Genomic DNA, 23175 nt, shown 5'->3' with positions numbered 1-23175 from the left:
GGTTATGCCGGATCGAAACCGCCGTTTTCTGTTGCGCGAGCGCCCCAGCGGGCGCATCGGCCCCGACACCTTCGAACTCACCGAGGAGGCGATGCCCGAGATCAAGGATGGCGAGGCACTTGTTCGCGTCGACTGGATCTCGCTCGATCCGACAAACCGCATGTGGATCAACGACACCCCGACGTATCTGCCACCCGTCGGCATCGGCGAGGTGATGCGCGCCGGCGGGCTCGGCGACGTCGTCGCGTCGAAGAATCCGAACTATCCCGTCGGACAGATCGTGCAGGGCCTCGTCGGCTGGCAGAAGTACGTGGTTGCGTCGGACGCAATGCCGTTGTTTCCGGTGGACGTCGCCGAGGGCGTCCCGCCGAGCACCTACATGGGCGCGCTCGGGATGACCGGGCTGACCGCGTGGATCGGGGTCCGCGACATCGGCAAGCCGCAGCCGGGCGAGACGGTCGTCGTCTCGGCCGCGGCGGGCGCGGTCGGCTCGGTCGCCGGCCAGCTCGCCAAGGCCAGTGGCGCGCGCGTCGTCGGGATCGCCGGCGGACCTGAGAAGTGCGCGCTGTTGACCGACCGGCTTGGCTTCGACGCCGCCGTGGACCACCGTGCCGACGATTGGGCCGCCCAGCTCGCCGCGGCGACCCCGAACGGCATCGACGTCGACTTCGAGAACGTCGGCGGCGACGTCATGGACGCGGTCTTCGCGCGACTGAACATCCGTGCGCGTGTTGCGCTTTGTGGCTTGATCTCCGGATACAACTCGGCTGACCCGCCGCCTGGACCACGCGCCTTTGGAAACTTGCTCATTCAGCGTGCGACGCTGCAGGGCTTCATTGTCCTCGATCACTTCGGCCGTGCGCCGGAGGCGATCGGCGAGATCGCCAGCCTGATCGCCGAGGGCAAGCTGACGCCGCTCGAGACCGTCGTGGAGGGCTTCGAGCAGCTGCCGACGGCGATCAACATGCTGTTTGACGGCAAGAATGTCGGCAAGCTGGTGGTCAAGGTCTCACCCTGAACTCATCGGCGAGATGGCCGTCGACGAAGTCGTGCAGCGCGGGTGCCAGGGCGGAAACACTCGAGCCATGCAGCTTGGCGAGCAAGATAAGGCCCTGGTAGTGCGCGAATAGAGCATGGGCGAGTCGGTCGGGGTCGACGCCCTCGCGCAGTGTTCGGTGAGCCGCGGCGTCGCGGCAGATCTTGGCTAGTTGAGCTTCCAGCGCGGCCAATCGCGCGGCGAGGTGAATGCGTACGGCTTCGTCGGTGGTGGAGAGCTCGGCGGCCATGTTGCCGAATGGGCAGCCGACGAAGCGTCCGAAGTCCGCGTGAAGCGCCGTCTGGATGGCAACGATTGCGTCCGGAATCGCGTACAGCTGGTCGGCGGGAGTCGCGCCGGGCTTGCTGGCCAGACGGGTCTGGAATACCCGCATGTGCCGGTCGATAACCGCTTTCGCCAGGTCAGCTTTCGACGAGAAGTAGTGGTAGAAGCTGCCTTTGCGAACGTCAGCTGAGGCACAAATCTCCTCGACTCCCACATCGTGGTAGCTGCGTTCGAGGAACAGTCGTGCGGCGACTGACACGATGCGGTCACGAGCGTTCGAGGTCCGTGGCACTCACGAAGTGTAGTAGATAGTTGACTGGTCGGTCAAAAATCGGATAGGTTGTCCAGCGTCGTGCACGCGCGGCCCGGTACCGAATGGAGATGGCGGCAATGAGTTCCACTGCCTCGGAGGTTTTCCGAACACCCGATTCGCGTTTCGAGAGTCTTCCCGGCTACCACTTCGCCCCCCACTACCTCGAGGTCGATGGGCTGCGGATGCACTATCTGGATGAGGGGCCGCGCGAGGGATCGCCCGTCGTGTGTTTTCATGGCGAGCCGAGCTGGGCCTACCTCTACCGCAAGATGCTGCCACCGCTCGTCGCGGCCGGGCATCGGGTCGTCGTGCCCGACTACGCCGGGTTCGGCCGCTCCGACAAGCCCACGGACCGCCGCTGGTACACGTTCGACCGGCACAGTGAATCGGTCGCCATGGTGCTGGGCGCGCTTGAGCTGCAGCACGCAACCGTGGTCGTTCAGGACTGGGGCGGCCCGATCGGCCTGCGCTGGGCGGTGGAAAACGCCGCCCGGGTTGATGCGCTGATGATCATGAATACCGGCCTGTTCACCGGGCGGGTGTCCAAAGGATTCCTGGCCTGGCGCAATTTCGCCGAAAACAACCCGGATCTACCCGTCGGCGTCGTTATCCAGGGCGCCACGACCACGCAACTTTCCGATGACGTCGTCGCCGCATACGACGCACCATGCCCCACCGCCGAGTCAAAGGCCGGCGCCGCCCAATTCCCGCTGCTGGTGCCCACCAGCGACGACGCCCCGGGCGTCGAGGAGATGCTCGCGATCAGCGACGAGCTGTCCCGGTGGCACAAGCCAACTCTGGTTGCGTTTTCGGATACCGACCCCGTCTTTCCCTACCCAAAGGCGGGACAGGTTTTTTGCGACTTGATCCCCGCCGCCCGCGAGCAGGTGCGGATCGAGGGCGCCGCGCATTTTCTCCAAGAAGACCGCGGTGAGCAACTCGCCGAGGAACTGCTTGGTCTGCTCGCCACGGTCTAGCCAGTCCAGCCGTGACGCCGCCCTGCCGGGCTATTGGCCAAGCCCCTGGCCGGGCGAGGACGGCGGTCCACTGCCCGGGCGCCTGAACGCGCGAGTCTGCATCCAGGACGCCCAGTCTGCGCCCAGAGTGCCGCGGACCGCGATTTCGTCGCGCCCAGCGCAGAATGAACACCTCACCCGGTTCGGGCAACGCCGGACCCGCGTGAACCGCACTCCTAGCGGACGATCTCCACGCTCGCGTGCGTCACCGTCGTCCGATCGCAAATGCCGAAGCTCCCCCGTTCGGGGGAGGACAGTTCCGCCTGCTGATCCGCCAATCGCTGGATCCGATTGAGGCAGAGGCGATCTACATTCGCGGGATGGGACCAAGCCGAAGGTTCACGCGGCCGCCGTATGTTAGGTAAACGATGAAAAGCACGGATGTCGAGCAGGTCCTCGGCAAGCAGCGGTTGCGGTCATTGCAGGCCGGGTCGGTGCTTCGTGTCGGCGTCGTCATCATCATGATCGGCGCGATGCTGATCGGGACCGATCCGAAACGATGGCCCACGCAGGCCGTGCTGCTTAGTGTCTACGCATTCGTTACGGTTGGGGCGCTGATAGGGGCGTTTTCGAGCCCAAGTCACCTGTTTAGCAGCGACAGTCCGATATTGACGCTCGCACTGGTTGACGTGGTGGCCGTGTTCGGCTTCAAGCTGTTGTCGCCCGGCGGATACATTCCGCTGTTGGTGATGGCGCTATTGCCGCGCATGGTGGCCGTCGAGCTGTCGTTGCGACGGGCCGCGACCGTGCTGGCTTGCAGCCTGGCGGTATTTACCGCATCGGTTCTCCTGGACCCGGTGATCGCGCCGCGCCTCGGTCCGGCGGTTACGGCGTTGATAGTGCTGATATACGGGTTCATCTGCGGCACAGCGTTATTGGTGGTGTTCTTCCGATTGCGGAATGTCGACGAAATGGTCAGACTTACCGCCTCCCGTGAGGAGCTACTTGCCGAGACGATGACCGCCTCGGAGGCGGAGCGGAGGCAGATCTCGGAGTCCATCCATGATGGACCTCTGCAAGATGTGCTGGCGGCCCGTCGCGACATCGCCGACTTCCTCAAGGTGGCCCCAGATGCGCCCCTCGACCATGCATTGGCAAGCCTGCACGATGCTTCCCGGCAACTGCGCGAGGCAACCTTCGAGCTACACCCAGCCGTGCTCGAGCAGGTTGGCTTGGCCGCTGCCGTCGAAAAGCTGGCCTCCGTTGCCTCGGCCCGTTCGGGCATAGCCATCACAACCGACATCGACTACCCGGACGCCAACGACGTCGACCCGATCCTATTCGGGGTGATTCGCGAGTTGTTGTCCAACGTGGCCCGTCATTCGCGGGCCAGCACGGCTTCGGTGAAACTCGCAGTCGCCCATGACATTGCTCGTATCGACGTGGCCGACGACGGCATCGGTGTCAGCGGTGACGCCGCGGCGCGCCGTCTCGCGCAGGGACACATCGGTCTGGCCTCACATCGGGCGCGAGTGGAAGCCGCGGGCGGCACGCTGAGCATCATCGATGAGCCCATCGGGGCCCACCTACGCGTAGAGCTGCCTCTTCGGCGCTGATGCCGCATCTCCTCGGCGATGACGGGCCAGCGGCCTCATTTCATTCCACCAGTCGACGCCGCATGGCCTCGGCGACGGCGGCCCCACGATCCGAGACACCAAGCTTCTCGTACAGGCTCTGCACGTGCGTCTTCACCGTGCTTGGTGCCAGGTGCAGGCGCGACGCGATCTGCGGAACCGACAACCCGTCGGCCATCATCGTTACCACCTGGACCTCACGCTCGGTGAGTAGCGCCGTGTCTCCCCTGCCGCGCCGTTTGACCTCACCGGCCAACCCACCTGCCACCCCGGCGGGCAGGTATGTGTCGCCGCTGGCGCATCTGACCACCGCGTTCACGATCTCGTCGCTGTCGGATTCTTTGGTCAAGTATCCCGAAGCACCCTCGGCCAGGGCCTTGTAGACAATCGAACTGTCATCAAAGGCGCTCAGCAGCACCACGTGAGTGGGCAACCCATCGCGGGTTATCGCGTGGGTGACCTCGAGGCCGTCCAGCTCGGGCATCTTGTAATCGAGAAGGGCGACCGCGGGCCGCAGTTGCCTGATGGCCTCCAGCGCCGCGCGACCGTCCGCCACCTCGGCCACGACCTCGACCCGTCCGCTGGACTTCAAGGCGCGCGCCACGCCTTGGCGCGTTACCGGGTGATCGTCGGCGACGACGACTGTGACTCGGGTGGGGTCGGCCATGGGCTGCTCCAAGCGCTCTCGGCAAAGCTGGGCCCGGCTGACGGTCAGTCGGGCGCCTTCTCATTGTTGCTTCCCCGTTCGAATGGCGCGACAAATTTCGCGCGCGCCCGGTCACGTCGGTGCCGGACGATTCGGAGGCGTGGGCGGCCGTGAATGCGCTCGTCAGGTGGTGCCGTTCACCTCGATGCGGTGCAGGTCGGGCCCCAGCTCGATGCGTCCGCCGAAATGCGCGGCTGCGCACGCCCGCCATGCCTCCTCTTGCCCCGGCGCGATCGGCGGCACGCAATGGGTGAGCACCAACGTGCCCACGGCGGCGCGCGACGCGGTCGAAGCGGCCTCTTCGACCGAGGAATGGTAGTCGCAGACGTCTCGAATGCGTTGCTGGGGCAACGTTTTCAGGAGATCCTTGCGAATCACGCTATGCACCAGGGCGTCCGCGCCGGCGGCCAGCTGGTCAAGGCCGTGGCACGGCACGCTGTCACCGGCCAAGACGACCGACACGCGGTCGTGCTGGACGCGAAACGCTATCGTCGCAGACACGGGCCGGTGGCCCGTGGGTGCCACCAACACCCGAACTCCGTCCCGGTCCCACGCCTCCCTCGGTGTGTTCGTGAACCTCGACGGCGGGGGGCTGCGTCAGGTCGGCGTGGTGGGCAATCCGATAGGCGATATCAGCGGAGAAGGCGGCCAACGTCGCCTTGACCATGGCGGCAGTTCCGGGCGGGCCGATGATTGGCAATGGCGCCGGTTCGGGTCCAAATGTGGTGACCCACCGGGTGATCAACACGTCACCGAGATCGGCGATGTGGTCGCTGTGCAGATGGGTCACCAACAGCGCCGTCAGCGCGTTGGCGCTCACGCCGACAGCGGCCGCGCGCTGCAGCACCCCTCTGCCCGTGCCCAGCAATGTCACTTCAATCACGCCACTGGTATGCCACAACCATTGCCTCAACGCCAGCGTGTCCCACGGGTTCGGTGACCGGCCGCCGCGACACCGCGCAGCTCCCGGCGGGACCCGGTATGTGAGTGAAAACCCTGCTGCACCAATGTGTTTCGCTTTCTCGCGGCCGCCCATGCATGCGCTGCGGCGGGGCCGCGGACTTCGTTGTCCTCCCCCAATAGGGGGAGAGAATTTCGTCCCCCGGATCGGGCGTTCATCCGACTGATTTGTCGCGTTCGGCAGCCGATAGTGGTCAGTGAGGCAAACAACGGTTTGCAAGCAAGCCAACTAGACAGGGGAAGCGACATGAACGGCACAGCCCAGCCGATGAGCAGCGGCAAGAATCGGACCCGCAACGCGCCTCGGCGCGCGCGATCCTGGCTATCGGCCGCTGCGCTGGTGCTGGCGATGGCCGGAGCCGCGGGAGCCCTCGCCCTCGCCGCCCCCGCGCAGGCTCGGGCCGATGCCTGCGCCAGCGTGGGCGGCCGACACGTCTCGGTGGGTGGTTGTTCGGATGTCGCCGGTACCGTCGAGCAATACGCGTCGTCGCAGGACTCCACTCCGCCCCCACCGCCGCCGGCCCCGGCCGGCAGCGTCAACGCATGCGCTGACGTGGGTCGGTACTTCGACGTCAGCGGCTGCGTCGGCACCGGCTAGCAAACGGACGCGGCTGACGCGCGTCTGATCAGTCTGGCATTTCGCGGTGGCCGTCGGGCCAGTAGCGTTGCCGCATGTTCCGCATGACGGTCCAGGACGTGTTCTTCATCCGCGGTCGCGGGCTGGTCGCCACCGGCTGCGTGGAGTATGGGGAGCTGCGCGTCGGTGACACGGTGCAGATCAACGGCGGGCGCGGCGTCACGGTCGACGCTATCGAGGCTTTCCGCAAGAAAAGGGACACCGCGACTGCTGGCGACAACGTCGGCCTGCTGTTCAGGAAGCTCACAACGAGCGATCTTGCCGCCGGAGACGTGATCACATCCGCGGGCGCCTTCCTGGCCTGACGGGATCGTCATGGCGTCGCTGGCTGGCGCGAGCAGACGCAAAGTCCCCCGAAAACGGCCGTTTTCGGGGACTTATGCGTCTGCTCGGCGCCGCCAACGAGGCGGACCCGAACACGGCGCGTTACCGGTCGAATGAGGCTCGTTGGCGGTTGAGTATGACCTCATGGAGATCGATTCCGGCTACCCGCGATTGCGCCAGCGGCGTGGGCGTCGAGTAGCACCCGAATGACCGCGGGATCACCTTCTCGACCGGTGACGCGACCGGCATGGCCGCAGGTGGTGGGTGCTGCGGCTCTCGCCATGCTCGGCGCCTGCGGTGCGGTCTTGGTGGTGATCGGGCCGGGTTCGAACGAGGCGAAGTCCCCCTCGGCGAGCCTGCTATCGCGATCGGACTGTTAACTCGCCACGGCGTTGCCCGACAGCGCCGACTTCCTGGTGGACTGGGGCTATTCGTTGGCCGGGCGGTTACAGCGGACCACGCCTTCAGGCATCCCAACGTCGAGCACCCCACGCCGCGACCGGGCCCGGTGGCCGTCTACACGCCGGCCACATGCGCCAACATCCCTAACATCCTGAAGCAGTCTGGGGCATCCCTGGCCGCTTATGTCGAGGTCGACCGGTACCCCAGATCGTTGTGCAGGACGCCGTGGCGGCGGATGCCGCGGCGACCGGGAGCGACGTGAACACGGACCCAATAGCCGCTTTGCGATCTGGGTGGCCCCCGACGGGCCGGCGCGGATCGCCAACTATCTGGACTGGCTCGGGCCATGCGGCGCCTACCGCGTCACCAACTACGACCGTGACGGCGAGGTCAAAGACGAGCGCACCGTCACCACGGTTGGTGGAAGCGCGCGCAGCCGCCGGCGCTGACGCCGCCGTCGCGGTCACCACATCCTTCACCACCAGCGGCAGCCACGATCCGCCGTCGACGTACCACGTCGTCTACTACGCGGTGCGCGGTGTCCTGCTGGAATGCTCCATTTACATGGAGGGCTCCGACGCCGACCAGGTGAGGCAAGTCGCCGCTCGCACACTGCAAAGGCTGCGTGCGATGTGAGCGGCCCCTCGCAACGGTGGCCACGGCTGATCGCTGCCGCGCTGTACGTGCTGGCGACCGCCGATCCGGACGGCGTCGCCGACCGTAAGGACATCCGCCTGATGGTCGGCCGTGAATTCGACCCAGCCGGGTTCGACGCGATGATTGCGCTGGTGTCGCGGTGCTCACGCTTCACTACCGCCGGCGCCGGTGCGTACACGGTGACCATCCTCGAGGATTCTCGCCCGGCCGACGGGCCGCAGCGCTTCCGGTACGCGCTCACCTCGACGCTGAGCGGGAAACCGGCCGACGCGACGCGGACCGAATACTTCTCCTACGCGCGCCGATCCGGGTTGATCCTGACGGGTTCGGCCAGCTCCGGCCACCAACAAGCGTTCGGCGCCCTCTCCGAGCGCACCTGCGCGCAATCGGCGCCCGCTGACCTGATCGGTCCACACCTGTTCACAGCGTGGCAATCGGCGTAGTGTCGCCAAGCCATGACAAACGAGATCCGTTTCGCCGAAGCGAACGGGCTGAGGTTCGCCTACCTCGAGGAGGGCTCCGGGCCGCTGGTGCTCATGCTGCACGGGTTTCCCGACACGGCGCACACGTGGGACGATCTGCGCCCGCGGATCGCCGCCAAGGGATACCGTGCGGTCAGCCCATTCATGCGTGGATACCACCCCAGCGCGATCCCGGATCGAGACCCCGATCAAGAGACCCTGGCACGCGATCCGCTTGCGTTGATCGAAGCCCTCGGCGCCGGCGACGCCATCGTCATCGGGCACGACTGGGGAGCGTCGGCGGCATACGGTGCGGCGGGGCTGTGCCCGGATCGAGTGACGAAGCTGTTCACCATCGGCATCCCCCACCCCGCAACGCTCAAGCCGTCGCTGAAGAAGCTTTGGGGCGCCCGCCATTTCGCAGCATACAAGCTGCCGGGCGCGCCGAACCGCTTCGCGCGCAACGACTTCGCAGCGCTCCCCGCCATCTATCGGCGATGGTCCCCGCTCTGGAACCCCGACCCCAGGGAGTTCGACGCCGTCCGGGCGGCCTTCTCGAACCAGGCGAGCTTGAACGCGGCATTCGGCTATTACCGAAAGCTCTCCCCGATACTGTCGGCGTCACTGAAGGCCCGAATCACCGTGCCGACGGTCGTGTTTGCGGGGCTCGACGATCCCATCGTCGAGCCCTCGGACTACCGGGCCGCCGCCCGGATGTTCGAGGACGAATACGTCGTCGAGGAGGTCCGAGGCGGGCACTTCATGCATCGGGAGCATCCAGAGACGTTCGCCGAGCGGCTCTTGACCCATCTGTGACGGGTCAGGCGGGCAGCCGCGGTCACCCGTGGTTGCCGGCAGTGCCGTCGGTCCCGTCGAAGTCGGGGGTGCTGACGCCGCCGCTTCCGGCGGTGCCGCCATGAGAACCGGTAGACCCCAGACCCAAGCCGGCCGCACCGCCGCTACCCGCGCTGCCCCGGGTGCCGCCCTCACCGCCGGTGCCGCCGTCGCCGCCGCCGCCGACCGCGCCCTGCTTGCCGAGCAATCCGCCGCGTCCACCGGCGCCACCGTGTCCGCCGTCGCCCCCGTTGCCGCCATCGCCGCCGTGGCCGGCGTTGCCGCCGTTGCCGCCGTTGCCGCCGATGGCCTGACCAGCCGGGGCACCGGCATTGCCGCCCGCGGCGCCGGCGCCGGCGTCGCCGCCGTGCCCGCCGCCGCCGCCCGCCCCGCCGGCGCCGCCGTGGCCCCCGACCCCGCCGTTGCCGGCCAGCAACCCTCCGGCGCCGCCATTGCCGCCCGCCCCGCCGGCGGCGCCGAGACCACCATGCCCGCCGGTGCCGCCGTCGCCGCCCGATCCCCCGGAACCGCCGTGGGCGTTGGCGTTCGAGCTGTAGGCGCTGTTGGAGGTGGTCGGGACGGGGTTGAGGCCACCGCCGTCACCGCCGGCGCCGCCGGCAGAACCGGCGCCGCCATGGCCACCATCACCGCCGTAGCCGCCGTTACCGCCGTTGCCGACCAGCAGCCCGCCGCGCCCCCCGTTACCGCCGGCGCCGCCGGCGCTGCCGTCCTGACCGTTCAGGCCGACGCCGCCGTCACCGCCGTGACCGCCCGAACCCCCGGTTGCCGTGTTGGCCTGCGAGCGGGCGTAGCCGCCCTGACCGCCGTCACCGCCGCTGGCACCCCCGGCACCGCCGGCACCGCCGTCGCCACCGTTACCGGCGGTGGCGCTCGAGCCGGCGTCGCCTACGACAGTGGTATCGGCATTGCCGCCACTACCGCCGGTACCGCCGTCGACGCCGGTGGGGCCGGGTTGGCCGTCACCGCCGTTCCCGCCGGAGACGGCACCGGATTTGCCGACTTGATTACTGGAGCCTGCTCCGCCAGCGAGGCTGGGGTCGGTGCTGGATGTGGGGTTTACGCCGTCCGCCCCGGGCATGCCGGCGCCGCCGTTGCCGCCGTGACCGCCGGCACCCCACAGCCCGGCATCGCCGCCGGCGCCCCCGCTGCCGCCGGCCATGCTGGTCGCCGTCGCGTTCCCGCCGTTCCCGCCGTTACCACCGTTTCCGTACAGCCAGCCGCCGCGACCACCAGCCCCGCCGTTCGCGCCGGCGCCGCCGAGCCCGCCACTGCCACCGCTGCCGATCAGCCCGGCCTCGCCGCCCGCACCGCCGGCCTGGCCGGCCGCACCCGACCCGCCGTCGCCGCCGTTGCCCAACAAGATCCCGCCGGCTCCGCCGCTTTGGCCGGTCCCCGGCGCCCCGTCGGCGCCGTTGCCGATCAGCGGGCGACCCACTAACGCTTCGGTGGGCGCGTTGATCACGTTGAGCACCTGCTGAAGGGGCGAAGCGTTGGCCGCCTCGGCGGCCGTATATGCGCCCGCACTCGAGTTGAGGATCCGCACAAACTGGTCGTGAAACGCTGCCATCTGAGCGCTCAGACCCTGATAGGCCCGGGCATGCGCGGAAAAGAGCGATGCCACCGCGTGCGACACCTCATCGGCACCCGCGGCCAACAGTGCGGTGGTCGGCGCCGCCGCCGCATTTGCCTCGCTCAGCGCCGAACCGATGCCCGCCACATCAGCCGCTGCCGCCGCCAGCGCTTCCGGGGTAGCCAACACGAACGACATCACCATCGATCCCCTTTGTTCGAGCGGATTTCGTCACCGAGCGGACGTTCGGCCCACCAACCACTGTCACCTCACTATGTCCGAGGGGCCCTCGGCCAAATGGCGGATTTGGGAGATGAAATTTCCTCCCCCTAGTGGGGGAGGACGTCGCGGCTGCGAATTCCACTTCCGCGGGTGTACCGCTTCGGGGCGCACCCCGCTACGCACCGTCGTGTGATGCACCCAATAGACCGGCGCCCATGGTGATGGCCGTCACCGTCGAATTTGTTCTCAAGGACCAATTTTGAGCCGCTAATCGGCCCGCAAGCTGCTCATTCGCCGAAACGTGCTGGCTAGCCCCCCGGGGTGCCTCTAGAATTGTCCTATCGTCCGGCGTAGCTGGACCGGGGTTTAGGGCCGTAATCGCGCCGGAGACCCCACTGACGTTGAGTTGTTAGCGGTCGTAACGAACGGTTTCCGCGCACAAACGCACAGGAGCACACGCAAATGGATTCCATGTCACACGATCCGGCCGCCGGCGACATCGGTTCACAATTGGTCGAAATTGGCGCCCGCGGCCTCGACTCCGGCGCCGCCGCAGCGATGACGGTGACCGGGCTGATACCTGCGGGCGGCGAAGAGGTCTCGGCGCAGGCGGCGATGGCGTTCGCGGCGGAGGCCACCTCCATGCTGGCGTCCAACACTGCTGCTCAGGAAGAGCTGATGCGCACGGGCGCGGCGCTGACGGACATCGCGCGCATCTACAACCAGACCGACGGGGACGCCGCCGGCGCCTTGACGTTGGGTGCCGCTGCGATGTCCCGCCACCCGCTGGCGGGTGGTTCGGGCGCAAGCGTTGGCGCGGGATTGGCGCGCGCCGAGGTGCTGCCCGGTGCGGCCGGCACGGCCGCCCGCACGCCGCTGATGGCCGGACTGATCGAAGCCCCCTCTTCGCCGATGGCACAGGCCGCCGCCAACGCCGGATCATCGGCGGCAAGCGGCGCCGCCCCGCTGGGCTCGATGGGTCAAGGTGCTGCCGGCGGCGGGTCATCCAAGGCCGGGTTGGCGTCGAGCACAACACCCGCCCAGGATGAGGACGATGACCAGCGCGCGGGCCGGGAAGACCAGCAGCCTGGTGAGCGCGTCTTGTAAACAAGTCGCCCATTTCTCACATCACCGCTTCGCCGAAGCGCGTAGCCACCACCGGGCCGGTCTCTTAGGCTTGCGGGGTCACCTGAGCAGCAAGCGAAAGAGAGGCTGTAGTGACCGAGCCCGAGATGGCCACAATCTTGCGGAACCTGAAAGTCCCGGAGCGAATGACCGGTAGCCAGGCACTCCGCGACTTTTTGCTCATCCACATCGACGACCAAGAGTCGCTGGCGAACAACCCGGAACGACTCAAGCAGTTAAACGGGCTCCTCATCCTCTCGCACCTGGAGGTTGTCAACGCTCTTGGGGCGTTGGAATCGGCAGCCGCTGAGCGGCACGTCGAGCAGTTTCGGCGAGAGATCAACAAGAAGTACCGCAAGCGCAGATGGTTCTGAAGCGGCGAATGCATCCACGGCGTCGTACCGTGTGGTGTGCGGTGGATCGTTGACGGTATGAACGTGATCGGGACTCGCCCGGACGGATGGTGGAAGGACCGCCACGGCGCGATGGTCATGCTGGTGGACCGGCTGGACCGGTGGGCCTCGGAGCACGGCTGCGACGTGACGGTGGTGTTCGAACGGCCGCCGTCAACCACTATCCGCGCCGCGGTGATCGCGGTGGCGCATGCGCCCGCGGCGGCCGCCAACTCGGCCGACGACGAGATCGTCCGGTTGGTGCGAGCCGACGCCCGGCCACACGAAATTCGTGTCGTGACATCGGACAAGGCGTTGACCGACCGGGTCCGGAGCATAGGTGCATCCGTCTATCGGGCGGAAGGCTTCCGCGACCTCATCGATCCGCGCGCCGCGAAACCCACGGGCCGTGGTGAAGCGAAGTGATCGACTCATTGCCGGTGGCTCCTGACAGCCTTCGGCAGGGGCCGGCGCTTGGCTACTGCGGCGGCATGGCGGGCGGGGGATACACGCCGCGCAGGATCCACGGGAGCCAGCTGATGCCGTATTCGAGCTCGTCGCTCGCGTCGTAGTCGGGGCTGGGATCGATCGGGACGTTCTCCTGCAGGGCCACCGGAGACGGCGGCCCGGTCTGCGCTCCCCTCGGTGGTGTCTGCGGAGCTCGATCGGGTTGGCCGTAAACGGCCACCACGACGGTGCGGTCCGGGGCGTTCTCCGACCACACCCCGATGTGGCTGTTGGCGCAATTGGACATGATCGCGAAATACGCGGGGTTGTAATACCACTGGTTGATCAGCTCGATGCCGCTGATCGCGATGGCGGGATTGATCGCCACGGTTTCGGCCGCCTTGCCATGGAAGCCGGCGGCATTCGCGCGGTCTTGCGGCGTGGACCCGTCAGAACCGATGTCGTCGTTGAGGTTTCGGTTGTTCAGCATATCGAGGGTGTGCCATTGGGCGGCCAGTTGCAATCGCGGGTCGATCTTGATGTCGTTGGTGCAGCCGGCCTGATGTTGAAGGGTGTAGACATTGGCGACCACACCGTCGTTGAGCCGCTTGTTGTCGGCCTGCGCGGCGGGTGCACCCAACGCGGGGCCGGCGGTCAGGGCGAACAACGCGGGCAGGGCCAGCAGTCGGTGCCGCATGTCAATCTCCTTTGGCTACCGAGCGTCGCAACTGCCAGATCAGCGCGGGGCACAGTTCGTTGACCGCCTGGCCGAGCAGATAGGAGGCCTGGTATTCGTCGGCGGTGTTGAAGTCGGCCTTGATGTCGCCGATGAGCCGTGCATAGGTGCGGCCCGCAGTTACCTTGTCGCAGAGGCCATGTCCGTAGCTCAAGGCGGCGTCGGCGCTGGCGAAGTTGTAGCCGGGACGCACCGTGACGTTGACCAGATAGGCCACCTCATCGGCGCGCGCACTCGGTGTCGCCGCCGCCGTCGCGACACCGAATAACAGCGCACCCGCCAGCACCCGCTGCATTGTCGGCTCACACCGGGTCGAATTGCGACATCAGCCAACGCCCGTCGACCTTGTCGAGGGTGACCCGGACGCTGGATGCGGTGTTGGTCGGCTCGTCCTGCCCGACGACGATGGTCTGGTTCACGAACAGCAGCACGACGGCATGGTTGGTCGAAGCCGAAACCGACGCCGCGCCTGGGACAGTGGCCACCGCCGAGATCTGCTTCTGTTTTGCTCCGGGGATCACCACGTCACGGGTCAGCTGGGTGTAGGCGTTCAGGAACGCACCGGTCAACCTGCCCCGCGCGGCCTCGAGATCGTTTTGCACGGTGTCGGGCCGGTAGGACAGCAGCGCGATGGTGCCTTCGCTGGCGGCCTGCACGGATTCCGCGCGGGCAACCGCGGCGGCGCGCGCGAAGGTGTCCTGCCATTTCAAATAGCCCGCGGCGGATGCCAACAGCAACGCCAGCCCGGGCAGCAGCGTGTAGGCGATCACCCGCGGCCAGCGGATGCGACGCGGCTCGCCGCCAGCGCGCCTCATGGCACGAATCCGACGTCAGAAATCTTGGCCCGATCGCCGACCTTCTGGACGGTGATACGCATTCGCCACACCCGCGGAACCGGGTCTGCTTCACCGGCGTTCGTGGTCTGCACCGACACCGCCACCAACGCCTGGGCCGTGTCGGCGGTCTGCGCCTGAAGCCCGGCCTCGGTAATGGTGCCGACGGTGGTGGCCTGAGCTTGCTGGAGCACTTCGATGAATGGCTGTGAGCGCCTGACGAAGTCGTTGTAGAACTCGCCTGTCGCGCTGTCCAGAATGCGGCGCACATCGGCGTCGGCATGCCGCCAGTCGATGGTCGTCAGGTTCAGCGCGCCCTGCCGGGCCACTTGCAGAAATTGACTACGCTGGGCCTGCTCCTGCTGCGACTGGTGAATGCGAAATCCCAGCCAGCCCAACAGCATCGCCAATGCCACGGCGGAGGCCACGCCGAACAGCATCGCGCGCCGCGGCGCCGACATATCCTCCGTCAGCTGCCCGGCGGCAGCAGCATCGTTTGCCATGTCTTGTCCTTCGGTGCGGTGTGAGCCAGGTCGGATTGGGTGTACTGATGGCCGTCCGGCCCGGTGTAGGTGCCGGTGGCCGGGTCGTACTGCGCGGCGGCCATGGGCGGCAACTGCGGGATGCCCTGGCCGGACAGGGTGGCATTGGGGTCGCCTTTCCAGTTGAAGCCGTCGCCCAGTGGCACGTACTGCTCGTCGCTCTCGCACAACTTCACGGTCGGTGCCCGCTTGCCGGGCACGGTTTCACACGGGATGTTGCGGGCGCCACGGACGTTGAGCGGCGAGTCCTGCGGCACCCGGCAGTACAGGTCGCCGGCCGGGCGGTCCGGGTAGTCCTCGAACGTGGGGATGCGCTGTTGCTGGGCCGGCAGGAACCCGGTGGTGCACGGCGGCGGCAGGTTGAGGTTGAGGTTGAAGCTCAGATACTGACCCCGGTAGTCCTGCTTGGTGTTCAGGTTCGCAAGGATCCCGGCCTGTTCGGCGCCGATGGCCATGGGGAACACCACCAGCAGCTGTTCGATGTCGTTCTGGTAGGTGAGCGCGACCTGGCCGACGCTGACCAGGTTGGCCAGCAGGATGGGCAAGGTGGGCTGCACCCGTTCGATCAGTTGACGCATCTCCCCCAATGCCGGACCGCTGCGGTCGATGACCGCGCCGACGGCGGCGTCGTGCGTCTGCAATTCCGCGGTGACCGCGGCCAGGTGCGAGGCCCACCCGGCGATCGCGTCCGACGTGTGGGTCTGCGAATCGAGCACCGGCTGCGCCTGGTCGATCAGCGCCAGCAGCGGGTCGAGGTTCGTGCGCGCATCGATCGCCAGGTCCGACGATCCCGTGATCAGCCGGGAAAGTTCCGGGCCGAGCCCGCCCACCGCGGTATACGACTCGTCGATCACGGTTTTCAGGTTGTCGTGCGGTATCGCCTGTAGTGCGGTGTTGGCCGCGCCGAGTAGGACATTGATGTCCGGCGGCACCGAGGTGTCGGCCAGCGCGATGACGTCGCCGTCTTTCAGCGGCGGCGAGGTGGCGTCGCGGGGCAACAACTCGACGTACGATTCGCCGATCGCCGTGTGGCTGTGCACCTCGGCTTTGAGGTCGGACGGGATGTCGATGCCCGATTTCAAAGAAAGGACGGCCAGCACTCCGCCGTCGGTCAGCCGCACCGATTCCACCCGGCCGACCTCGAAGCCGCGGTAGGTGACGTTGCCGGAGCCATAGAGCCCACCGGACTCGGGCAGCTCCATCGTCACCGTGTAGCGGCCGACGCCGAACAGCATCGCCGGCAGTTTGACGAAGTGCAGAAACGTGACGGCCAGTACGCCAACCGCGATCACGGCGAAAATGGCCAGCTGCACGATGACTCGTCGTGGTAGATGCAGCATCAGGGCCCCTGGTCCCAGTGGTAGGCGGCGGTCAGCGGATTGCCGGGGGTGCCCCGGTAGCCCGCGGTGCACGGGCTGGGAAATTGGCCGATCGTGCGACCCCACTGCAGCTCGAGCTGGGTCAGGTGACACTCCCACCGGGTGCCGGTAAACAGGCCCTGGTCGATACGGCTAAGGGTGAGGTCGACGATCGCGGTCAGGTTGGCGTAGTCGCCGCGCTGGAAATTCTCGAATGTCTCATTTGGAAAGGGGAAGGTGGCCAGTAGCGACAGCGACCGGGTCAGGGCGGGACCGGCGTTGGCGAGTGACTCCAAAACGGGCCCGATGTGCCTTAATTCGTTGACGAGGTTGGCCTTGGTCTTGTTGACCGAGTCGACGGTCAGCGCGCTGAACTTGCTCAACTGGTCGGCCGCCTCGACGAGCTTGTCTCGTTCGTTGTTGAGCACCGCGAGCGCGTCGGGGATGGTCGTCAGGGCCCGATCCAGGACCGGTTGCTGGGTGGCGAACTTACCGACCAGCCGGTTCAGGCTTTCGGTGGCCGCGATGATGTCATCGGACTGGTCGTTGAGGTGTGCGGAGAACTTGTCCAGCTGACCGATCAGGCTGCGCAGGTCTTGTTCGCGCCCGCGAAAGGCGGTGCTCAATGCCTCGGTGATGTCCTGTATCTGGCCGAGCCCGCCGCCGTTGAGCACCAACGACAGCGCCGCCAGCGTCTGCTCGGTGCTCGGGTAGGCGCCGCCGCGCGACAGCGGAATGGTGGAGCCCCCGCGCAACTTGCCTTGCGGCGCTTCGTCTTTCGGTATGCCCAGTTCGATGTGGTAGGAACCCAGCAGGCTGGTCGTGCCGATCTTGGCCGTTGCGTTGGCGGGCAGGTTGACGTCGCCATCCAGCCGCATGGTCACCAACGCGTGCCACCCCTGGCGCTCGATTTTGGTCACATGGCCGACCGTCACGTCGGCAACGCGCACCCGCGAGTTCGGCTGAATGTTGTTGACATCGGGCATCTGTGCCTGGATCAGGTAGGACCCCGGGCCGTCGCCCTGTGTGCCGGGCAGCGGCAGCGAATTCAGTCCGCGCCAGCCGCAGCCGGATACACCGATCACCGCCAGGATCAGCGTCAGGATCAGACTGACTCTCATGAGTGACCTTCCGGCGGCGTCATCATGCCGCGCAGGCCAGCCGCGGGATCGGTGGCTTGCGGAACGTCATCGGGCCGCATCCAGTCCTCGCTGTAGGTGACCTCGTTGGGCCTCGCCTGCGCACCGACGAAGAGGTTCTCCCCCAGTGGCGGAAAGTTGTATTGGCGGTTCTTCACGATCGGCGCCAGGTACTGCACGCAGAGTTTCGCCGCTTGCTCGCCCCCCAATCGGGAGGCGGCCTGAATCGCGCCGCACAGGAAGGCGATCGGGTTGGCCATGTTGGTGCCCGCCAGCGCGCCGGTCAGCGAACCGTTGGCCGGTTCGAAGATGTTGTTGAAGTTCTGCAAGACCGTCGGGCTGATGTGCAGGGTCTGCTTGATGTCGTCGAGGCTGTCGACCAGCGCCTTGGAGATCGACGCGAGCTTGTCCGATGTCGTGCCGATCGCCTCACGGTTCTCGGCGGCGAAGCCCTGCACGTCGGCAACGACCGCGTTGAGGTCCTCGACCGCCGCAGCGATCTTGTTCGGGTCGTCGGCCAGCAGTGACGACACCGCGGCCAGGTTGTGGTTCAGCTGTTCGAGCAGATCCGCGCTGTCGTGCAGCGCCGTCACCAGCGTCGACAGATTTTTTAGGGTGGTAAAGATGTCTTTGCTGTGGTCGCCCAGCGCCGAAACCGCCTGCGACAGTTTGACGATGGTGTCGCGAATCGTGGAGCCTTGCCCGCGCAGGTTGTCGGCGGCGGTGTTGATGAGGGCACCCAGCGTGCTGACACCGCCCGGCTGGGAGGGCTTCAGCAGTTCGGTGAGCCGCTGAAGCTGCGCCCGCAAGTCGTCCCACTCGACCGGCACCACGGTGCGGTCCTGGCCGATGACCGCGCCGTCGGCCATGATGGGCCCGCTCGTATACGGCGGCGTCAGCTGGATCGCCCGGCCCGTTACCAGTTGCGGCGACAGGATCGCCGCGGTGGCATCGGCGGGGACCTTGTGCTTGCGATCGAACCAGAACGAAATCTTGGATCGCAGCGGTTGCGGTTCGATTTTGAGGATCTTGCCCACCGGCACTCCCCGGATGAGCACGTCGTCTCCGGCAAACACACCGTTGCTGTTCTCGAAGTAGGCAACGACGACGGTGCGGCCAACGCTCCCGGCGGTTCGCATGGCGACGATCACGCCCGCGACGAGCACCAAGGCAAGGGAGGTCGCCAACACGGAGCGGGCACGTCTGAGTTTCGCTGTCACGGTTGGCCTTCGGGTTGCTGGGCGGGCGGCCCGGGCGGTGGACCGCCGGGCGGTGGGGCGGGCGGCTGCTGCCGGTAGGGATAGCGCGGATCGCCGGGATTGCCGGTGATCGCATCGGGCAGCGTCAACCGCGGCTCGCCGCCCTGGCCTGTCCGCGGGTACGGGACCGGCAACGGCGGTGTCCCGGGTTGACCGGTTGGCGGGTCGGTCAGTTGCGACGGGAGCAGGGTGGCCGGGTCCAGCCCCAGGTCGGAGAACGCCGCACTGATGAACGGTTGCACGAACTGGCCGGGCAGCAGGTTCGCCACGTACGCCTTGAAAAAGGGGCCGGACGACAGAGATTCGCCCAGCGACATGACGTACGTGTTGATCAGCGGGATGGCCTGCTGCACACGGTCCTTGCGGTTTTCGACGATCGCCAGCACCCCGTTGAGCTTGTCCAGCGCCGGCCGCAGCTGTTGCCGATTCTCGCCGATGAAGCCCTGAAGCTGCCGTGACACCGCCGAGATGTTCGCCCAGATCTGATCCAAGGCGGCGCTTTGGGTGCGCAGCTGCGCCAAGAGCGCGGTGGTGTCACGCACCAGGTCGACGATCTGGTCGGTGCGCTTGGCCAGCACGCCAGTCGCTTTCGCGGCGTTGTCCAGCAGGCCGCGCAGTTGGGCGTCACGCTCGTCGAGTGTTTCCGCGAGCCGGGCCACCCCCTCGATCGCGTTCCGGAAATCCGCCGGTGTATCGGCAAAGGTTTGCGCCAGGGTGCCCAGCGATTCGGACAGGCGGTCGGTGTTCAATCCGCTGATGGTGGTGGCCAGGTCGCCGAGTGCGTCGGGCAGCTGATAGGGCGACCTGGTTCGCTCGATCGGGATGGGACCCTCGAGCTGGCCCTCGCCCCGGGGTGTGACGTCGAGGAACTTGCTGCCCAACAGGCCCTTGGTCTTGATCGCCACCTCGGTGCGGTTGCCGAGCCGAATGGTGTTGTCCACCTTGAACTTGACCAGCACGCCGCGCCCTTCGAGTTCGATGCTGGACACCTTTCCCACCGGGTAGCCGGAGACTTCGACCGTGTTGTCGGTCCGCAGTCCGCCGGCGTCGGCGAAATAGGCTGAGACGCCTTTGCCCTGATCGACAAAGGGGAGTCGCTGGTACTGCAGGGCGCCCAGCACGCCTGCGGCCATCGTCACGATGCCGGCGGCGCCGACGGCCAGCCGATTGCGTTCGGCGAAGGACTTCATTTCGGCGCGCACCGGCCCGTGGCCTGACCGGCCACCTTGACGTACACGGGCTGGCCACCCTTGCCGTTGACCTTGAGCACGACGTCGCACAGGTAGAAGGCGAAGAAGTCACCGTACATGCCCTGGCGGACCAGCGCCTGGTATTTGTCCGGCAGCGTGTTGAGCAGATTGTCGAGGTAGTCGTGGTCGGCCAGCGCGATGCTTGCGACCCGGTCGGTTTCGCGAACCACGGTCGACAACGGCATCCGGGCTTGCGCCAGTAGGTCGGCGACCGAGCCGGCGGCGGCGTCAGTGAAGGCCACCGCGTTGGCGATGTCGGTCTTGCGTTCGGCGAGCCCGTGCACCAACTGCGACAGCGATGTCACCGATTGGTCCAGCCGGTCGCTTTGGCCCCCGAGCGAACCCAGCACCACGTTGAGGTTGTCGATCACCTGCCCGATGAGCTGATCTCGGTCCGCCAACGTGTTGGTCAGCACCGCGGCCTGATCCAGGAATGACGCGATGGTGGGGCCTTGTCCCTGAAACGCCTGCAGCAGCTGTTCGCTCAGCGCGTTGACCTGGTCGGGGTTCAGCGCACGAAACAGCGGCTTGAAGCCGCCGATCAGGGCGTCTAGGTCCAGCGCCGGTTTGGTGCGGGCCAGCGGAATCGTTTGGCCGGGGCTAAGTATGGTGAGCCCGCCGGCCCCTTCCTCCAGCGCCAGGTAGCGGTCGCCGAACAGGTTGTCGTAGCGGATCACCGCCCGGGTTCCCTGCGTGAGGGTGACCGAGTTGTCGGCGGTGAACTCGACGCGCACCGTCGCGTCCGGGTTGATCGAGATCTTCTTGACCTTGCCGACCTCGACGCCGGCGATGCGAACCAGCTTGCCCTCCCGCAAATTCGATACGTTGGTGAACTCGGCGTAGTAGGTCTTGCCGTCGCCGAACCGCACCTCCCCGAAGACGGCAACCAGCAGGAATGCGGTCAGCGCGCAAACCGCGAGGAAGACGCCGAGGCGCACTACGACGCCCATCAGGTTTTCCCTCATGGCTGCCCCCCCGGTTCTGGGCCGGGCACCGGTACTGCGGGGTTCGGCCCGACTGCCGGCCCGGGGATGCACTGGCGGATAGACGGCGGCTGGGGCACGGCACGGGTCACCGGGAAGTAGTCAGCCCAGCAGGGATGCCCGAGGCCGGGGTTGGGCCGGATGTCGAGCCCGGTTCCCCACCCGGTGTTGGTGACGAGCTGGCGCACCGGGAAGTTCTTGGTGGCGTCCGGCAGTGATCCACACCCCGGCCGTCCGCCGGGACCGCCCCTGGCGGCGACGCGTGGCAGGTTGTCGGGATAGGCATACGGGTCGTTGCCCAGCAGCAGCGCGACGTCGAGTTGCAGCGTCCGGCCGTCGGCACCGCCCCATGCCGAATAGCCGCCGTTGTCGAGATACCACTTGGCGCCCTGCAGGAAGCAGGTGTACTCGGAGTGGTATTTGAAGAGCAGGTTCGTGGTGGGCTCGAGGATGTTGACCGATGCGGCGAGATTGTCCCTGTTGCGACCGAGCAGGTTGGTGCCGGTGTTTGACAGGCCAATCACGTTGAGCAGCAAGGCATCCAGCGCTGCCGAATGATTCACGACGGTGGTGCCGGTGGTGCTGGCGGCGTTCAGGATGGTCAGGATGTCCTGGGCGGCAGCGCTATAGGTGTCGGTGAAGTTCTTGACGGATCGCCAGTTTCGGCGGATGGTCTCGCTGCGCGCGTTGAGTGCTTGCAATACCTGGTTGAGGTCGGTGGTGGCTTGGCCTAGCCGTTGGCCTTTCCCGCGTACGGCGTCGGCCACCGCGGTCAGCACGGCGTTGAGCTTGAGCGGATCGATCATGTTGAGCAGGCCGACGAGGTTTTCGAACACGGTGTTGATCTCCGTGCTGACGTTGCGCGAATGCAATACGGCGCCGGCGGAAAGCCGAGCGCGACTTGGGTTCTCCGGCATCACCAGGTCGACGAACTTGGCGCCGAACGCGGTGGTGGCGCTGATCTGTGCCTCGACATTGGCGGGGATATGCCGGATCTGGTCGGGGTCGATCTCGAGGTTGAGGCTGGTCCCGTTCGTGCGGTCGCCGATCCGGCTGACCCGGCCGACCTGTACGCCGCGCATCATGACCTTGGCGCCGGCATCCATCACCAGTCCGGAGCGGTCGGCCGTCAGCGTCACTGGGACATGGGACCGGAGGCTGCCGTTGAAGGACACGGCCGTCACCAGAACAATCACACCGGTCGCCGCGAGCAGGATCAGCGTCCACCACGCGTCGTGCAGACGGTGGCGACTTGGCTTGCGTCTCATGGCATTAGCTCGCCAGGTGGAAGTTCGGGGACTGGCCATAGATTGCGAGGGTCATGATGACTATCGCGATCGACGCGACCACCATCGAGGCACGCACGGCCCGGCCGACGGCCTCGCCTACCCCGGCCGGCCCGCCGTGCGCGGTGTATCCGTAGTAGGTGCACACCAGCATGATCATCAGAGCCACCACGACGACCTCGAACGACGACCAGAGCACGTCGGTCGGGCGCAGGAACGTGTTGAAGTAGTGGTCGTACACCCCGGAGCCCTGGCCATAGACGGCCGTGGTGCCGAGGCGGGCGGCCAGATAGGCGGTCATGAGCCCGACGCAGAACAGCGGTACGGCCACGACCACTCCCGCCAGCACTCGGGTGCTGGCCAGGTAGCTGACGCTGCGGATTCCGATCACCTCGAGCGCGTCGATTTCCTCGTTGATCCGCATCGCCCCCAGCTGCGCGGTGGCGCCCGCTCCGACGGTGGCCGCCAGCGCGACCATCACCGTCCCCGGCTGAATTTCGCGGGTGTTGAAGAAGGCGGACGCGAAGCCGGTTAACGCCTCTACGCCCACGGAGGCGAACTGGTTGTAGCCCTGCACCGCCACGATGGCGCCGGTGGTCATCGCCAGGAACCCGACGATGACGACGGTTCCGCCGATGACGGCCAGGACCCCGGTCCCCAAACCCATTTGGGCGATCACCCGCAGCAGCTCGCTGCGGTAGTGCATGACGGCATCGGGAATCCCAGCCATGGCGGTGATGTAGAACCGCATCTGCGATCCCAACCGATTCCATTCGCCCACAAGGGTTTTTGTCATCGTCATGGGTT

At 66.8% G+C, this 23175-nt stretch carries 26 protein-coding genes and 1 pseudogene; 12 read left to right on the top strand and 15 right to left on the bottom strand.

Annotation, left to right across the window (positions count from 1 at the left end; translation table 11 throughout):
- Positions 1-4: 4 nt before the first annotated feature.
- Positions 5-1018, top strand: coding sequence for an NADP-dependent oxidoreductase (locus G6N24_RS09530; RefSeq protein WP_085160150.1), 1014 nt, complete (start codon positions 5-7; stop codon positions 1016-1018).
- Here G6N24_RS09530 and G6N24_RS09525 read toward each other — a convergent pair.
- Entirely contained in the window at positions 1002-1613 is a 612-nt protein-coding gene (locus G6N24_RS09525; protein WP_085160136.1) for a TetR/AcrR family transcriptional regulator, read from the bottom strand. The genes G6N24_RS09530 and G6N24_RS09525 overlap by 17 nt on opposite strands.
- Before the next feature lie 98 nt (positions 1614-1711).
- Here G6N24_RS09525 and G6N24_RS09520 point away from each other — a divergent pair, with 98 nt between their 5' ends.
- Positions 1712-2611 carry a haloalkane dehalogenase gene (locus G6N24_RS09520; protein WP_085160152.1) on the top strand — a complete coding sequence of 300 codons (900 nt, stop codon included), beginning with the start codon at positions 1712-1714 and terminating at the stop codon, positions 2609-2611.
- A gap of 407 nt (positions 2612-3018) precedes the next feature.
- Positions 3019-4206, top strand: a complete 1188-nt coding sequence (locus G6N24_RS09515) for a sensor histidine kinase (RefSeq protein WP_085160138.1) — start codon at positions 3019-3021, stop codon at positions 4204-4206.
- Between the two features lie 40 nt (positions 4207-4246).
- Here the strand turns inward: G6N24_RS09515 and G6N24_RS09510 are convergent, their stop codons facing one another.
- Both G6N24_RS09510 and G6N24_RS09505 read right to left on the bottom strand, forming a co-directional pair.
- Positions 4247-4891, bottom strand: a complete 645-nt coding sequence (locus G6N24_RS09510; RefSeq protein ID WP_085160140.1) for a response regulator transcription factor — start codon at positions 4889-4891, stop codon at positions 4247-4249.
- 162 nt (positions 4892-5053) lie between these two features.
- Positions 5054-5798: pseudogene (locus tag G6N24_RS09505) on the bottom strand (ribonuclease Z); the annotation flags it as partial.
- A 339-nt stretch (positions 5799-6137) separates the two neighbouring features.
- Between G6N24_RS09505 and G6N24_RS09500 the strand changes: the two are divergent.
- From G6N24_RS09500 to G6N24_RS09480, 6 genes are all read left to right on the top strand, one after another.
- Positions 6138-6488 (top strand): hypothetical protein, encoded by a 351-nt coding sequence (locus tag G6N24_RS09500; RefSeq protein WP_232070733.1) that lies wholly within the window; start codon positions 6138-6140, stop codon positions 6486-6488.
- 74 nt (positions 6489-6562) lie between these two features.
- A complete protein-coding gene (locus G6N24_RS09495; RefSeq protein WP_085160142.1) occupies positions 6563-6832 on the top strand; it encodes an EF-Tu/IF-2/RF-3 family GTPase in 270 nt (89 codons plus the stop codon).
- 714 nt (positions 6833-7546) lie between these two features.
- Positions 7547-7702, top strand: a complete 156-nt coding sequence (locus G6N24_RS24380; protein WP_232070732.1) for a hypothetical protein — start codon at positions 7547-7549, stop codon at positions 7700-7702.
- The gene (locus G6N24_RS24375) at positions 7671-7889 is read left to right on the top strand and encodes a hypothetical protein (RefSeq protein ID WP_232070731.1); all 219 of its coding nucleotides are present in this window, start codon (positions 7671-7673) and stop codon (positions 7887-7889) included. The genes G6N24_RS24380 and G6N24_RS24375 overlap by 32 nt, the downstream gene beginning before the upstream one ends.
- Positions 7886-8353 (top strand): hypothetical protein, encoded by a 468-nt coding sequence (locus tag G6N24_RS09485; protein ID WP_232070730.1) that lies wholly within the window; start codon positions 7886-7888, stop codon positions 8351-8353. The genes G6N24_RS24375 and G6N24_RS09485 overlap by 4 nt, the downstream gene beginning before the upstream one ends.
- 12 nt (positions 8354-8365) lie before the next feature.
- Positions 8366-9187 (top strand): alpha/beta fold hydrolase, encoded by an 822-nt coding sequence (locus G6N24_RS09480; RefSeq protein WP_085160144.1) that lies wholly within the window; start codon positions 8366-8368, stop codon positions 9185-9187.
- Positions 9188-9209: 22 nt separating this feature from the next.
- On the opposite strand, the gene G6N24_RS09475 is transcribed toward G6N24_RS09480, so the two are convergent.
- Entirely contained in the window at positions 9210-10994 is a 1785-nt protein-coding gene (locus tag G6N24_RS09475) for a PE family protein (protein ID WP_163745470.1), read from the bottom strand.
- 486 nt (positions 10995-11480) lie between these two features.
- On the opposite strand from G6N24_RS09475, the gene G6N24_RS09470 reads away from it, so the two are divergent.
- The 3 genes from G6N24_RS09470 (at position 11481) to G6N24_RS09460 (ending at position 12961) form a co-directional block, all read left to right on the top strand.
- Entirely contained in the window at positions 11481-12125 is a 645-nt protein-coding gene (locus G6N24_RS09470) for a PE domain-containing protein (protein ID WP_085155783.1), read from the top strand.
- 110 nt (positions 12126-12235) lie between these two features.
- Positions 12236-12517 carry a hypothetical protein gene (locus G6N24_RS09465; protein ID WP_085155786.1) on the top strand — a complete coding sequence of 94 codons (282 nt, stop codon included), beginning with the start codon at positions 12236-12238 and terminating at the stop codon, positions 12515-12517.
- A gap of 36 nt (positions 12518-12553) precedes the next feature.
- Positions 12554-12961, top strand: a complete 408-nt coding sequence (locus G6N24_RS09460; protein WP_085155789.1) for an NYN domain-containing protein — start codon at positions 12554-12556, stop codon at positions 12959-12961.
- A 52-nt stretch (positions 12962-13013) separates the two neighbouring features.
- On the opposite strand, the gene G6N24_RS09455 is transcribed toward G6N24_RS09460, so the two are convergent.
- The 11 genes from G6N24_RS09455 to G6N24_RS09405 are packed head-to-tail and all read right to left on the bottom strand — an operon-like array spanning position 13014 to position 23170.
- A complete protein-coding gene (locus G6N24_RS09455) occupies positions 13014-13679 on the bottom strand; it encodes a CAP domain-containing protein (protein ID WP_085155792.1) in 666 nt (221 codons plus the stop codon).
- A 1-nt stretch (position 13680) separates the two neighbouring features.
- Complete coding sequence (locus tag G6N24_RS09450; protein ID WP_085155795.1) at positions 13681-14013, bottom strand: DUF732 domain-containing protein; 333 nt, start codon at positions 14011-14013, stop codon at positions 13681-13683.
- Positions 14014-14020: 7 nt separating this feature from the next.
- Positions 14021-14503 carry a hypothetical protein gene (locus tag G6N24_RS09445; RefSeq protein WP_139822160.1) on the bottom strand — a complete coding sequence of 161 codons (483 nt, stop codon included), beginning with the start codon at positions 14501-14503 and terminating at the stop codon, positions 14021-14023.
- 26 nt (positions 14504-14529) lie between these two features.
- Positions 14530-15054 carry a mammalian cell entry protein gene (locus G6N24_RS09440; RefSeq protein WP_085155802.1) on the bottom strand — a complete coding sequence of 175 codons (525 nt, stop codon included), beginning with the start codon at positions 15052-15054 and terminating at the stop codon, positions 14530-14532.
- Entirely contained in the window at positions 15021-16433 is a 1413-nt protein-coding gene (locus G6N24_RS09435; RefSeq protein ID WP_085155805.1) for an MCE family protein, read from the bottom strand. Before G6N24_RS09435 ends, G6N24_RS09440 begins: the two co-directional genes overlap by 34 nt.
- Positions 16433-17572 carry a virulence factor Mce family protein gene (locus G6N24_RS09430; RefSeq protein WP_085155808.1) on the bottom strand — a complete coding sequence of 380 codons (1140 nt, stop codon included), beginning with the start codon at positions 17570-17572 and terminating at the stop codon, positions 16433-16435. The genes G6N24_RS09435 and G6N24_RS09430 overlap by 1 nt, the downstream gene beginning before the upstream one ends.
- Positions 17569-18810 carry a virulence factor Mce family protein gene (locus G6N24_RS09425; RefSeq protein WP_085155812.1) on the bottom strand — a complete coding sequence of 414 codons (1242 nt, stop codon included), beginning with the start codon at positions 18808-18810 and terminating at the stop codon, positions 17569-17571. Before G6N24_RS09425 ends, G6N24_RS09430 begins: the two co-directional genes overlap by 4 nt.
- On the bottom strand, positions 18807-20039 hold the full coding sequence (locus G6N24_RS09420) for a virulence factor Mce family protein (RefSeq protein WP_085155874.1): 1233 nt from the start codon (positions 20037-20039) through the stop codon (positions 18807-18809). The genes G6N24_RS09425 and G6N24_RS09420 overlap by 4 nt, the downstream gene beginning before the upstream one ends.
- Positions 20036-21064 (bottom strand): virulence factor Mce family protein, encoded by a 1029-nt coding sequence (locus G6N24_RS09415; RefSeq protein ID WP_085155815.1) that lies wholly within the window; start codon positions 21062-21064, stop codon positions 20036-20038. Before G6N24_RS09415 ends, G6N24_RS09420 begins: the two co-directional genes overlap by 4 nt.
- On the bottom strand, positions 21061-22350 hold the full coding sequence (locus G6N24_RS09410; protein ID WP_085155818.1) for an MCE family protein: 1290 nt from the start codon (positions 22348-22350) through the stop codon (positions 21061-21063). The genes G6N24_RS09415 and G6N24_RS09410 overlap by 4 nt, the downstream gene beginning before the upstream one ends.
- A gap of 4 nt (positions 22351-22354) precedes the next feature.
- A complete protein-coding gene (locus G6N24_RS09405) occupies positions 22355-23170 on the bottom strand; it encodes an ABC transporter permease (RefSeq protein ID WP_085155823.1) in 816 nt (271 codons plus the stop codon).
- Between the last annotated feature and the right edge of the window lie 5 nt (positions 23171-23175).

The sequence above is a fragment of the Mycobacterium lacus genome (genome assembly GCF_010731535.1).
GTDB classification, from domain to species: domain Bacteria; phylum Actinomycetota; class Actinomycetes; order Mycobacteriales; family Mycobacteriaceae; genus Mycobacterium; species Mycobacterium lacus.
Note: the sequence above shows the minus strand (reverse complement) of the source record. Positions and strands in the feature narration are given on the sequence as shown.

Excerpts from the sequence above, each read along its gene's own strand:
- G6N24_RS09435 (WP_085155805.1), bottom strand. The coding sequence starts at position 16,433 with ATGCTGCATCTACCACGACGAGTCATCGTGCAGCTGGCCATTTTCGCC.
- G6N24_RS09430 (WP_085155808.1), bottom strand. The coding sequence starts at position 17,572 with ATGAGAGTCAGTCTGATCCTGACGCTGATCCTGGCGGTGATCGGTGTA.
- G6N24_RS09405 (WP_085155823.1), bottom strand. The coding sequence starts at position 23,170 with ATGACGATGACAAAAACCCTTGTGGGCGAATGGAATCGGTTGGGATCG.
- G6N24_RS09530 (WP_085160150.1), top strand. The coding sequence starts at position 5 with ATGCCGGATCGAAACCGCCGTTTTCTGTTGCGCGAGCGCCCCAGCGGG.
- G6N24_RS09495 (WP_085160142.1), top strand. The coding sequence starts at position 6,563 with ATGTTCCGCATGACGGTCCAGGACGTGTTCTTCATCCGCGGTCGCGGG.
- G6N24_RS09500 (WP_232070733.1), top strand. The coding sequence starts at position 6,138 with ATGAACGGCACAGCCCAGCCGATGAGCAGCGGCAAGAATCGGACCCGC.
- G6N24_RS09470 (WP_085155783.1), top strand. The coding sequence starts at position 11,481 with ATGGATTCCATGTCACACGATCCGGCCGCCGGCGACATCGGTTCACAA.
- G6N24_RS09510 (WP_085160140.1), bottom strand. The coding sequence starts at position 4,891 with ATGGCCGACCCCACCCGAGTCACAGTCGTCGTCGCCGACGATCACCCG.
- G6N24_RS09440 (WP_085155802.1), bottom strand. The coding sequence starts at position 15,054 with ATGGCAAACGATGCTGCTGCCGCCGGGCAGCTGACGGAGGATATGTCG.
- G6N24_RS09415 (WP_085155815.1), bottom strand. The coding sequence starts at position 21,064 with ATGAGGGAAAACCTGATGGGCGTCGTAGTGCGCCTCGGCGTCTTCCTC.
- G6N24_RS09455 (WP_085155792.1), bottom strand. The coding sequence starts at position 13,679 with ATGCGGCACCGACTGCTGGCCCTGCCCGCGTTGTTCGCCCTGACCGCC.
- G6N24_RS09520 (WP_085160152.1), top strand. The coding sequence starts at position 1,712 with ATGAGTTCCACTGCCTCGGAGGTTTTCCGAACACCCGATTCGCGTTTC.
- G6N24_RS09515 (WP_085160138.1), top strand. The coding sequence starts at position 3,019 with ATGAAAAGCACGGATGTCGAGCAGGTCCTCGGCAAGCAGCGGTTGCGG.
- G6N24_RS09420 (WP_085155874.1), bottom strand. The coding sequence starts at position 20,039 with ATGAAGTCCTTCGCCGAACGCAATCGGCTGGCCGTCGGCGCCGCCGGC.
- G6N24_RS09450 (WP_085155795.1), bottom strand. The coding sequence starts at position 14,013 with ATGCAGCGGGTGCTGGCGGGTGCGCTGTTATTCGGTGTCGCGACGGCG.
- G6N24_RS09480 (WP_085160144.1), top strand. The coding sequence starts at position 8,366 with ATGACAAACGAGATCCGTTTCGCCGAAGCGAACGGGCTGAGGTTCGCC.
- G6N24_RS09410 (WP_085155818.1), bottom strand. The coding sequence starts at position 22,350 with ATGAGACGCAAGCCAAGTCGCCACCGTCTGCACGACGCGTGGTGGACG.
- G6N24_RS09475 (WP_163745470.1), bottom strand. The coding sequence starts at position 10,994 with ATGTCGTTCGTGTTGGCTACCCCGGAAGCGCTGGCGGCGGCAGCGGCT.